12 protein-coding genes are annotated in these 11,174 nt (G+C 70.9%); 2 read left to right on the forward strand and 10 right to left on the reverse strand.

Going from position 1 to position 11,174, the window contains the following annotated elements; all coding sequences use genetic code 11:
- Window positions 1-226 precede the first annotated feature (226 nt).
- Complete coding sequence (locus tag Sfr03f_RS13810) at window positions 227-565, forward strand: hypothetical protein (protein WP_108954198.1); 339 nt, start codon at window positions 227-229, stop codon at window positions 563-565.
- Window positions 566-1,096: 531 nt separating this feature from the next.
- On the opposite strand, the gene Sfr03f_RS13815 is transcribed toward Sfr03f_RS13810, so the two are convergent.
- The gene (locus Sfr03f_RS13815) at window positions 1,097-1,531 is read right to left on the reverse strand and encodes a type II toxin-antitoxin system HicB family antitoxin (RefSeq protein WP_108954199.1); all 435 of its coding nucleotides are present in this window, start codon (window positions 1,529-1,531) and stop codon (window positions 1,097-1,099) included.
- Between the two features lie 604 nt (window positions 1,532-2,135).
- Here Sfr03f_RS13815 and Sfr03f_RS13820 point away from each other — a divergent pair.
- Window positions 2,136-2,579, forward strand: a complete 444-nt coding sequence (locus Sfr03f_RS13820; RefSeq protein WP_108954200.1) for a VOC family protein — start codon at window positions 2,136-2,138, stop codon at window positions 2,577-2,579.
- A 64-nt stretch (window positions 2,580-2,643) separates the two neighbouring features.
- Here Sfr03f_RS13820 and Sfr03f_RS13825 read toward each other — a convergent pair whose 3' ends face one another.
- From Sfr03f_RS13825 to recG, 9 genes are all read right to left on the reverse strand, one after another.
- Window positions 2,644-3,453 carry a hypothetical protein gene (locus Sfr03f_RS13825; protein ID WP_108954201.1) on the reverse strand — a complete coding sequence of 270 codons (810 nt, stop codon included), beginning with the start codon at window positions 3,451-3,453 and terminating at the stop codon, window positions 2,644-2,646.
- Between the two features lie 122 nt (window positions 3,454-3,575).
- Window positions 3,576-4,433, reverse strand: coding sequence for a bifunctional DNA-formamidopyrimidine glycosylase/DNA-(apurinic or apyrimidinic site) lyase (gene mutM, locus Sfr03f_RS13830; protein ID WP_108954202.1), 858 nt, complete (start codon window positions 4,431-4,433; stop codon window positions 3,576-3,578).
- Window positions 4,434-4,583: 150 nt separating this feature from the next.
- The gene (gene rnc / locus Sfr03f_RS13835) at window positions 4,584-5,477 is read right to left on the reverse strand and encodes a ribonuclease III (protein WP_108954203.1); all 894 of its coding nucleotides are present in this window, start codon (window positions 5,475-5,477) and stop codon (window positions 4,584-4,586) included.
- A 19-nt stretch (window positions 5,478-5,496) separates the two neighbouring features.
- On the reverse strand, window positions 5,497-5,670 hold the full coding sequence (gene rpmF, locus Sfr03f_RS13840) for a 50S ribosomal protein L32 (RefSeq protein WP_052859918.1): 174 nt from the start codon (window positions 5,668-5,670) through the stop codon (window positions 5,497-5,499).
- Window positions 5,671-5,672: 2 nt separating this feature from the next.
- Entirely contained in the window at window positions 5,673-6,326 is a 654-nt protein-coding gene (locus Sfr03f_RS13845) for a YceD family protein (protein ID WP_108954204.1), read from the reverse strand.
- Window positions 6,327-6,456: 130 nt separating this feature from the next.
- Window positions 6,457-7,620 carry a F0F1 ATP synthase subunit B family protein gene (locus Sfr03f_RS13850; RefSeq protein WP_108954205.1) on the reverse strand — a complete coding sequence of 388 codons (1,164 nt, stop codon included), beginning with the start codon at window positions 7,618-7,620 and terminating at the stop codon, window positions 6,457-6,459.
- Window positions 7,621-7,742: 122 nt separating this feature from the next.
- Window positions 7,743-8,252: a pantetheine-phosphate adenylyltransferase gene (gene coaD / locus Sfr03f_RS13855; RefSeq protein WP_108954206.1), complete on the reverse strand. Its 510-nt coding sequence runs from the start codon at window positions 8,250-8,252 to the stop codon at window positions 7,743-7,745.
- Entirely contained in the window at window positions 8,249-8,836 is a 588-nt protein-coding gene (gene rsmD / locus Sfr03f_RS13860) for a 16S rRNA (guanine(966)-N(2))-methyltransferase RsmD (RefSeq protein WP_108954207.1), read from the reverse strand. Before rsmD ends, coaD begins: the two co-directional genes overlap by 4 nt.
- A 59-nt stretch (window positions 8,837-8,895) precedes the next feature.
- The gene (gene recG, locus Sfr03f_RS13865; protein ID WP_108954208.1) at window positions 8,896-11,106 is read right to left on the reverse strand and encodes an ATP-dependent DNA helicase RecG; all 2,211 of its coding nucleotides are present in this window, start codon (window positions 11,104-11,106) and stop codon (window positions 8,896-8,898) included.
- Between the last annotated feature and the right edge of the window lie 68 nt (window positions 11,107-11,174).

The raw sequence follows: 11,174 nt of genomic DNA on the forward strand, positions 1-11,174 counted from the left end.
AGTCCGGCGCTCAGTGCTCCTGAGCACGGGCAGCCAAGGCCCGCGATCGACCTGACAGTGTGGCAACACCTCAAAGCCGAGACCGAGGCGGGGCCAGGCACGCTGGCGCCCGTCACCTGACGCGGCCACTGCAACTCCAGTCCAAACTGGTTCCCCGACCTACACATAAACGGCTGCCCAACGGTACTCGAGCTGCGATCATTCAGGTCACTGGCACGGAGGGGCGATGCAAGAAGAAACGCACATAGCGGTTGCGCTTCAGCATGATCCCGGCTGCTACCCGGACGAGGTCTGGGATGTGGCACTGCACCATCTTGACATGTACACCGAGGAAGTCCTGGAGGAGCTCAAGGCCATCGCCTGGGCTGAGAACAAGGAGTACCCCAGCTACAGCAGCATCTCGGCTCGGTCAGGGGTTCACAACTGGGGCGCGTCAGGTTCTTTCTCTGAACTTCTGATGCAGGTATCGACTGGCACAGCAGGGGGCGTTGGCGCTGCGGCCATCATAGGAGCCACCAAGCTTGCCTATGAAAAGCTGAAGTCCCGTTCGCGCGGCGAGGCATGAAGTCAGGCCCCAACGCTCGAACGAGTAGTTGAGTTGGCGAGAGCTCGCATCCACCAGCACTACGAGGTGGCGATAGATGAGCTGACAGTTGCTCGCTCTGACGTTGACATGGAAGCGCAGCGTCACGACATTGAGTTCGTCCACGCAGATGGTCGACGATTTGGTGCAACCGTGGGGGCGATCACCGGCATGCCATGGTGCACTCGGATCTGGTCAGAAGGCGCTGAGCCGCTGCGTCGACCCGAGCCAACCTGACCCGTACTCGGGGACTAGGCGCCACCCAGCAGCACGAGGACGGGGATGCTCGCAGTACAGCAACCTCGGTTACCGCCCCCGTCCCTTGTTGAACCTACCCGGCCGTGTTGCGACTGGCGTGACCGCCATCGACCGATCTGTGTAGAGCTACGGACCAGCAAACGCGGAGCTCCTGAGACGGCCCAGTCATAGGCTGGGCCGTCTCAGTGCATAAGCGGGGCCCCCGCCAGCCTGCAAGCTGACAGGGGCCCGAGCGGCGCACAGTGCAGAGTTGGATTAACTCTTCTTCGGAGCGAGCTTGGCGATGTACTGATGTGAGACGCCGAGCATCGAGCCTGCATCCCTGACCGTGGTCTTAGCGGTTAGGGTTCGCGCGGCTGCCGCCAATGCTTCAGCGGCGGCCTTATTGGCCAGCTCGGCTTCTTCTCGGGCCTTCGCGGCCGTGATGATGGCGTTGGCCATGCCTTGATCGGCCGGCCGCATCACAACCTCAAATGCCTCCTCAGGCACCTCCAGCAGCATGGCTACTACGTCGGTAGCCATCTTCCGTGCTTCGCTCCATGTGCGCCCCTGGGTGACACCGACGAGTCCCTCAGGGAGGTCGTCAATGGTAACTACCCAGTGCGCCCCGTCTTGGGTGGCAACTGCGTGGTAAATCCTAGTGTCGGCCACGTCTCCTTTCTCCTTTCTTCCTTCTTCCTTGTTCTGCATGCACAGCCGAAGGCGTGAGACCCTGATCGGAGGGGGCCGACCTGCACTCGGCCCCCCAGTCGATCACGCTCCCTCCGCCGCCTTGATCAAAGTCTTGGCGGTTCCTTCAGCGATCTCCCTATGTCGCGGGACAGGAAGAGATACGCCCCTGAGGGTGTAAATCTCATGGTTTGCTCCCTGTCGCGTGAGTACGAGATCAGCGTCCTTGTTTGCGGCGATCTGCCGCAATTTCTGAATCAAGGTTCGCTTATCCACTCCCCCTGTCTACCATAGGCGACGCATCGTGTCTAATCTAGGCGACAAGAGCATCGACTTGTAAAGCGGCGCTCACGCACGAGCGCCCTCCCGGGCCGTCCTCGGGCCGCGGAAGGGTGCTCAACGACGACCAACGCTGACCACCACCGACGGCTAAGCCGCAGATCGTGGCGGTGATCGATTGCATGCCCGCAGGTCAGAGATCCGGCGCGTCACTTCTTCGGCTACTGAGCCGACCGCCGTCCGGGGGCCGGCCGGGAACAACGGTGGGCACGGGACCGTGACCGGCCCGGCCTCGTCGCGCCTGGCATCCTGTCACCCGCAGGGGCGGTCGAGCGGAAGGGGAAACGTGTCCGGGCAGGGCGGCGGTCTTCGGCTGGTGCAGACGGTGCTCGACAGTACGGACGCCCGCCGGCTGGCGGAGTTCTACCGCTCGCTGCTGGGCCTGGTCTACCGGGAGGGCGACGAGCCGCCCCCGGAGGGGGAGCCCGACGAGCGCGGACGTGACTGGCTGGTGCTGAGGACACCGGAGGGCCTGCCCCAGCTCGCCGTCCAGCAGGTCGAGCGCCTCGACGCGCCGACCTGGCCGGACGGCCCGGTGCCGCAGCAGATGCACCTCGACCTGAGCGTGGCGTCGCGGTCGGAACTGCACGTCCAGCACGAACGCGTCCTGGCCCTCGGCGGGAGCCTGCTGGCCGACCGCGAGGAGCCCGACGAGGAGGACGACGAGTCCTTCCGCGTCTACCGCGACCCGGACGGCCACCCGTTCTGCGTCTTCGTCGCCCAGGGGTGACGCCCGGGAACGGCGGGGCCCCGGCGGAACAGGTGGGCGCCTTCCCCGGCGGCCGTGCCGGGACTCAGCCGCGCCGGGCGGCGAGGTGTCCGTAGCCGCCCTCGCTCCACACCAGGTGGCGGAACTCCGCCAGCTGGAGGGGTTCGGCCTGCGCCCCCTCGGCGTCGGGGAAGTGGACCGTGCCGCAGCGCCGGCAGTACCAGCCGCGGGCCCAGATCCGCTCCGCGACGGGACGGCCGGCCCGGACGCGCGCGTTCTCGCGTTGCTTGCGCACGGCCAGGACGGTCAGCAGCACCGTCCCGGCGCCCATGACGCCCGCCGCCGCCCAGGGGAGGACGAGGAGATCGTCGAGGCCGCTGTCCTCGGCCGACGGCGGCACCGGCACCGTTTCGAACGTCGACCCCTCCTCCGTCACGCTCCCGTCCTCGCCCCACAGGCCCTCGTCGGGGCCGGTCACCAGGAGGGGCGTGCCGTCCTCGCCGGTGATCCAGGTCGACGACGGCTCCGGTTCCTCCTCACCCGCGGCGTTCCGCTCGGCCACGGCGCCCCGGAACCGTTCGTAACCGTGCTCCGCCACCGTGCCGAACAGGCCGAACGCCGCCAGCACGACGGTGGCCAGCAGGGTCATCACGCTCGCGCAGGCGAAGCCCAGCGGGGCGTACGACCGGGCGGGCGCCGGTGCGAGGGCGCGGCTGAGTCCGGTGTCCGCCGGGCGCAGCGTCCGGCGGTCGCCGACCCCCGACATCTCCAGGACGCTCCCCCGGCCCTCCTGGTGCACGGCGGGAACGCCCGCCACCCGGTCGGCGAGCCCGCAGCCGGGGCACGGGCGCACCCGCCCGCCCGGAACGCCGTCCTCGACACCGCTGCCGTCCATGTCGGTCCCCGCCCCCCGGACACGCCGTACGCGACGTGCGACGGCGAAGTCATTCACGCCAGGGGCACGTCAATGGTTCCCGACCCGCACCCGCTCGCCTCCCGGCGGCGGGGTGCGGACCGTCACCCGGCCCGGGGCGGCCTCTGGCAGCGGGGGCAGAAGTAGCTGGAACGGTTCATCCACGGGCGGCGCCGCATCGGGGTGCCGCACCGGCGGCACGGCAGGCCCTTGCGGCCGTACGCGTCGAGCGAGCGGTCGAAGTAGCCGGACTCGCCGTTCACGTTGACGTAGAGGCTGTCGAAGCTGGTGCCGCCCACGTCGAGGGCGGCGGTCATCACGTCGCGCACGTGTCCCAGCAGTTCCGCCGTGCGGGGGCGGGTGAAGCCGGCCGTGGGGCGCTCGTAGTGCACGCGGGCGCGCCACAGCGCCTCGTCGGCGTAGATGTTGCCGACGCCGCTGATCAGCGACTGGTCCAGCAGCGCTCGCTTGACGGTGGTGCGACGCCTCCGCAGCGCCTGGTGGAAGGCCTCGTCGTCGAAGAGCGGGTCCAGCGGGTCGCGCGCGATGTGCGCGATCACGTCGGGCAGCCCTTCGGCGTCCGTGGGGTGCAGCGAGAGCCCGCCGAAGGTGCGCTGGTCGACGAAGCGCAGCTCGGTGCCGAGGTCGTCGTCGAAGCGGACGCGGACGCGCAGGTGCTTCTCGTCGGGGGTGGCGTGCGGCTGGACCAGGAGCTGCCCGCTCATGCCGAGGTGGGCCAGGACGGCCTGGCCGGCGTCCTCCAGCGGAAGCCACATGTACTTGCCGCGGCGGCTCGGCACGCCGATCCGGTGACCGGTCAGCCGGCGGGCGAAGTCCTCCCCGCCCGCCAGGTGCCGGCGCACGGCGCGCGGGTGGAGCACCTCGACGGCGTCGACGGTGCGGTGGGCGACCCAGCGTTCGAGGCCGCGCCGGACGACCTCGACCTCGGGCAGTTCGGGCATGGCCGGATCTCCGTCTTCCCCTGAGGAGTGGGCGAGCGCCCGCCCCCGGTCGGTCGGGGGCGGGCGCTCACGGATGTACTGCGGCGGACCGGACCCGACCGTACCGGGGGCACGGCCGGACCCGGCGGACGCGGGTCAGGCGGACGCGGGTCAGGCGGACGCCTGCTCGGCGTCGGCCGTCCCGCCCTCGCGCGGCGCACCGGTTTCACCCGGGGCCTCCTGGGAGCCCCCGTCCGCGACGCCGCCGGAGGAGGAGACGTCACCGGAGGCGGAGGTGTCGCCGGAGGAGGCGGTCGCGGCGGCGGCCTCGGCGGCCTCCGCCTCGGCCCGCTCATCCGCGGCGGCCCGGATGGCCCGCCAGGCGGACTCCGCGGCCTGCTGCTCCGCTTCCTTCTTGCTGCGGCCGGTGCCGGTGCCGTACGAGACGCCTCCGACGCGGGCGGCAGCAGTGAAGGTCTTCTCGTGGTCGGGGCCGGTCTCCGTGACCAGGTACTCGGGAACGCCGAGCCCTTCGGTCGCGGTGAGCTCCTGGAGACTGGTCTTCCAGTCCAGGCCGGCGCCCAGGTTCGAGGACTTCTCGATCAGCGGGTCGAAGAGGCGGTGCACGAGCTCCGCCGCCGCGTCCAGGCCCTGGTCGAGATAGACCGCGCCGATCACCGCTTCGAGGGTGTCGGCGAGGATGGATGCCTTGTCCCGGCCACCCGTGCCCTCTTCACCGCGGCCCAGCCGGATGAAGGAACCGAGATCGAGCCCACGGCTCACCTCGGCCAGCGCACGCGAGTTGACCACCGCGGCCCGGAGCTTGGCCAGCTGGCCCTCCGGGAGGTCGGGGTGGGCCCGGTACAGCGTGTCCGTGACCACCAGACCGAGCACGGAGTCCCCGAGGAACTCCAGCCGCTCGTTGGTGGGCAGACCGCCGTTCTCGTACGCGTAGGAACGGTGGGTCAGTGCACGCACCAGAAGGGCGGACTCGAGCTTGTACCCGAGCCGCCCTTCCAGAAGCGTGTGGGACGAGGCCGTGTCCGCCTTCTTGGCGTTGGACATGGAGCCTCTCACCAGCCGCTCAGACCTCGAGGACCTGGCGCTTGTTGTACGTGCCGCAAGACGGGCACGCGATGTGCTGCTGCTTGGGCTCGTGGCAGCGCTCGCACGACACCAGGGTGGGGACCGCAGCCTTCCACTGCGACCGGCGGTGACGCGTGTTGCTGCGCGACATCTTCCGCTTCGGAACAGCCACGGCTACTTCTCCTGCTTCTCGTCGGCGCGTGCTGACTGAGGCGCGCCGCCGCTCATCTCGTCCTTCTCGCCGGGTTCGAGTGAACCTGCGAGTCCCTGCAGAGCCGCCCAACGGATGTCGACGGCGTCATGGTGGTGGTCCGGGTCGTCCGCCAGCCGCACCCCGCACTCGGGGCACAGACCAGGGCAGTCTTCCTGGCACACCGGCTGCATCGGCAGTGCGAGTACCACCGCGTCACGCAGCACGGGCTCGAGGTCGAACATGCCGTCCTCGAGATACAGAGTGTCCTCGTCGTCCTCGGCGTCGTCGCCGGCGTCCGCCTTGGGGCGGCCCCGGTCGTCGGCGTCAGGGTACGAGAACATCTCCTGGAAGTCCGCCACGAGCTGACGCTCGAGCGGCTCCAGACACCTTACGCACTCCCCCTCGGCCTTCGCACGGGCGGTCCCCGTGACGAGGACGCCCTCCAGGACCGACTCCATCCGGAGCTCGAGCTCCAGCGGCCTGCCCTCCGGCACACCGATGACGTCGGCGATGCCGAGGTCACGGGGCGCCTCGACCGTCCTGGTCAGGCGCCGCAGCGCACCGGGCCGCCGCCCCAGCTCATGCGTGTCGAACACGAGAGGGTCGCGGTGGTCGAGGCGGGCGTTCTGAGCCATTCCAGCCTTAGATCTGCGAGGTGAAGAGGGGGGAATCGCGCCCAGAGGGCACGACCGAAGAGCCAGGATACTGGACGTTTCGACCGGCACCCAACCTGCCCCCCTCGATCCCACGGTCCGTCGCGGGCGGTTACTGCCCGCGGCCCTGCTCGTAGGCCCGCAGCTGCTCGGGGGTGATCATGCCGGTGTCGAAGAAGCTGGTCTCGTCCAGCGCGCGGGCGGCCGGGGCGGGCTCCGCGTATCCGTAGCCCTGGTCGTAGCCCGGCTGGGCCTGCTGCGCGGGCTGCTGCTGCGGCTGCTGCGGCTGCTGGCCGTAGGCGGCGTACGGGTCCCCCTGCTGGTAGTCGTAGCCGTAGCCCTGCGCGTGCCCGCCCTGCTGGTCGTAGCCGTAGGAGGCCGCGGCCGGCTGGGGCTGCTGGTAGCCGTAGGGGTCCTGGGCCGCCTGCTGCTCGTAGGGGTGCTGGTGCTGCGGCTGCTGCTCGTACGGCGCCTGCTGGTCGTACTGCGGCTGGTGCTGCGGCTGCTGCGGAAGCTGGGGCTGCGGCCGCTCGGGGCGGCGCTCCGGGGCCTGGGCGGCGTCGGCGAGCCCTGCCAGGAAGTCCTCGTCGCTCTCGTGGGCGAGCGGCATGCCGTCCTCGCCCAGCGGCAGGTCGGCCAGCGCGTCGGAGGCGATCCGGCCCTGCAGCTTGTCCCGGCCGCGGCCGACCGCCTCCAGCGTCTTGGCGAGCACCGCCTCGAAGGCGCCCAGCTTGGCGTCGACGTAGCTGTCGGCGTCGCGGCGCAGGGTCTCGGGGTCGTGGCTGCGCTCGGGGGCGTCCTCGTCCTCGTAGCCGTTCTCGTCCACGCCGGGGCCGGTGCCGAGCAGCTTCTCGCGGCCGCGGCCCACCGAGCCCAGGGTCTTGGTCAGGACGACCTCGAAGTTGGCGAGCTTGGAGTCGACGTAGTCGTCGGCCTCGGCCCGGATCTCCTCGGCCTCGGCGCGCGCCTCGGTGAGGATGCGCTCGGCCTCCTGCTGGGCCTGGTGCGCGATCTCGGTGCCGGAGATGAGGGAGGCGCGCTCGGCGTGGGCGCTCTCGACGATCCGATCGGCCTCCTCGCGGGCCTGCTGGACCATCGTCTCGCGGCCGCCGATCAGCTCCTGGGCCTGGGCCAGGGAGCCGGGCAGGGCGTCCCTGACCTCTTCCAGCAGGGCGAGGAGCTCGGCGCGGTTGACCACGCACGAGGCCGACATCGGCATCGACCTGGCACCTGACACCATGCCGACGATCTCGTCGAGCTTGTTCTGCACGTCCACCTGGACTCGCCACTCTCTACAGCTGGTTGGAGACGGACGGGACGACTGTACGGCGACCGGCGGCCCGTCCGGCACGGTTGGCGGGACGTCGCTGCGTCCCCGGCGCGTCGGCGCCGTGCGGCTCAGCTCCTGCGCAGCCGCCCGGCCAGCGCCGTCAGGACGGTCGGCGGCACCAGGTGGGCGACGTCGCCGCCCCACGCGGCGACCTCCTTGACCAGCGAGGAGGACAGGAAGCTGTACGTGGGGTTGGTGGGGACGAAGAGCGTCTCCACCCCGGAGAGGCCGTTGTTCATCTGGGCCATCTGCAGTTCGTAGTCGAAGTCGCTGACCGCGCGCAGCCCCTTGACGATGGCGGGGATGTCGCGCTGCTTGCAGAAGTCGACCAGCAGGCCGTGGTGGGACTCGACGATCACGTTGGGGCAGTCCGAGGTCACCTCGCGGATCAGCTCCATCCGCTCGTCGACGGTGAACAGGCCCGACTTGTTCTGGTTGATCATCACGGCCACGTAGACCTCGTCGTACAGGCGGGAGGCCCGGGCGATGATGTCGAGGTGTCCGTTGGTGATGGGGTCGAACGACCCGGGACAGACGGCGCGGCGCACGTGAGATCCCTCGCTCTCCGGTCCGGTCATGGCGCGTCCTCGCTGGTGGAGGCGGCGTGACCGTACCAAAAGGTGCCTTCTCCGTAACGGCGGGACCTCAGCGGTTCGAAACCGTGCGGCCAGCTGAATTCGCCGCCTCTGGTGCTGCGCTCCACGGTGACGAGCGCCTCGTCGGCGAGCCAGCCTCCGGAGCGGAGTGTGAGCAGGATCTCCCGGAGATCGTCGTCGGTGACCGCGTACGGCGGGTCGAGGAAGACCAGGTCGTAGGGGGCGCCCGGAGGCGGGCCCTGGATCACCTGCTCGGCCTTGGCGTGGCGGACCTCGGCGCCGGGCAGTCCGAGCGAGCGGACATTCTCCCGCACCGTGCGGGCGGCGCGGTGGTCGGCCTCCACCAGCAGGGCGTGCGAGGCCCCGCGGCTGAGCGCCTCCAGGCCGACCGCGCCGGAGCCGGCGTACAGGTCGAGGACGCGCTCGCCCTCCAGGGGGCCGCCGAGCAGTGCTTCCCAGGTGGACAGCAGGCCCTCACGCGCCCGCTCGGAGGTGGGACGGGTGCCGTTGCCCGGGGGGACGGCCAGCCGGCGCCCTCCCGCGGTCCCGGCGATCACGCGGCTCATCTGCTGCTCAGGTCCTCTTCGCGGTCCGACGGTGGATGTGACGTTGGGGCTCCAGTCTCTCAGCCCTTCTCCAGGTACTGCTCGCGGTCCTCGTCGAGGAGGGCGTCGAGGGCGGCGCGCAGCCCCGGGTGGGCGGTGAGTTCGGGGTCCCGGGCGACGACGGCGGCGGCCTCCTCGCGGGCCTGGGCGATGACCTCCTCGTCGTCGATGACGGCGAGGACCCGCAGCGAGGAACGGGCTCCGGACTGGGCCTGGCCGAGCACGTCGCCCTCGCGGCGCTGCTCCAGGTCGATCCGGGAGAGCTCGAAGCCGTCGAGGGTGGAGGCCACCGCGCCCAGCCGCTGCCGGGCGGGGCTCGCCTCGGGCGCGTCGGTGACCAGCAGGCACAGGCCGGGGGCGGAGCCGCGGCCGACCCGGCCGCGCAGCTGGTGGAGCTGGGAGACGCCGAAGCGGTCGGCGTCCATGATCACCATGGCGGTGGCGTTGGGGACGTTCACGCCGACCTCGATCACCGTGGTGGCGACCAGGACGTGCGTGTGGCCCGCGGCGAAGCGGCGCATCACGGCGTCCTTGTCGTCCGGGTGCATCCTGCCGTGCAGCACCTCGACGCGCAGTCCGGCGAGCGGGCCCCTGGCGAGCTGTTCGGCGACCTCCAGGACGGCGAGCGGCGGCCGCCGGTCCGCCGTCTCCGCCTCCTCCTTCTTCCGCGAGGCCTTCTTCGGGTCGTCCTCCTCGTCCCCGATGCGCGGGCAGACCACGTAGGCCTGGTGGCCGTTCTCCACCTCCTCGCGGACCCGCTCCCAGGCGCGGGCCAGGAAGTGCGGCTTGTCGGCGGCGGGCACCACGTGGCTGGCGATCGGCGAGCGTCCGGCGGGCAGCTGGTCCAGGACGGAGGTCTCCAGGTCGCCGAAGACGGTCATGGCGACGGTGCGCGGGATCGGGGTGGCCGTCATCACCAGCAGGTGGGGCGGCTGCTTGCCCTTGCCGCGCAGGGCGTCGCGCTGCTCCACGCCGAAGCGGTGCTGCTCGTCGACGACGACCAGGCCGAGGTCGTGGAACTGGACCTTGTCCTCGATCAGGGCGTGGGTGCCGATGACCAGGCCGGCCTCGCCGGTGGCCAGGTCGAGCAGGGCCTGGCGGCGGGCGGCGGCGCCCATGGAGCCGGTGAGCAGCACCACCTTGGTGGCGTGCTCGGCGCCGCCCAGCATGCCGCCCTGGGCGAGGTCGCCCATCATCTCGGTGACCGACCGGTGGTGCTGCTGGGCGAGCACCTCGGTGGGCGCGAGCATCGCGGCCTGTCCCCCGGCGTCGACCACGGCGAGCATGGCCCGCAGCGCGACCAGCGTCTTGCCCGATCCGACCTCTCCCTGCAGGAGGCGGTGCATGGGGTGTTCGGCGGCGAGGCCGTCGAAGATCTCCTTCGACACCTTCCGCTGGCCCTCGGTGAGGGTGAACGGGAGGCGGTCGTCGAAGGCGGCGAGGATGCCGTCCGGGGTGGGCCTGCGGGGCACGGCGGGCAGCTGGGCGTCGGCGTGGCGGCGGCGGGCGAGGGCGACCTGCAGGACGAACGCCTCGTCCCACTTGAGGCGGGAGCGGGCGTCCTCCACGTCGGCCGGGGTCTGCGGCCGGTGGATCTTGAGCAGTGCCTCGGGCAGCGGGACCAGGCCGCGGCCCTCGCGCAGGCCGTCCGGGAGCGGGTCCACGGCCTCCTGGGCGCTGGGCAGCACCGTCTGGACGGCCTTGGCGAGCTTCCAGGACTCCAGCTTGGCGGTGGCGGGGTAGATCGGGATGAGCGCCCCGGCCCAGCTGTCGACCGTCTCGACGGCGTCCTCACCGCGCAGCAACTCATAGGCGGGGTGGGCCAGTTGGAGCCGCCGGTTGAACATGGAGACCTTGCCGGCGAACAGCGCGCGGGTGCCGGGGAGCAGGTCCTTGTGCGGCTTGTGGACGCCGTTGCCGAAGAACACCAGCTGCAGGCGGCCGCTGCCGTCGGTGATGGTGACCTCCAAGCGCTGCCCCTTGCCGCGGGGGGCCCGGCTGGAGGCGAAGGTGTGCAGCCGGGCGTCGGCGACCTGGGCGACCACGGTGACGTGCTCGTCCATGGGGAGTTCGGCGAGCCGGGTGAGGCGGCCGCGCTCCTCGTAGCGGCGCGGGTAGTGGTGCAGCAGGTCGCCGACCGTGTGCAGGCCGAGGTTCTCGGCCATCACCTTGGCGGTGGCGGGGCCGAGCACCTTCTTCAGGGGTTCTTCCAGTGCGGGCACGTCCTCCATTCCACACCACGGGTGCGACAGCACCGCGGAATGCCTGTGGAAACTCCTGGTCAGGTGTGTTCTTCAGC

The organism is Streptomyces fragilis, assembly GCF_003112515.1.
Classification (GTDB): domain Bacteria; phylum Actinomycetota; class Actinomycetes; order Streptomycetales; family Streptomycetaceae; genus Streptomyces; species Streptomyces fragilis.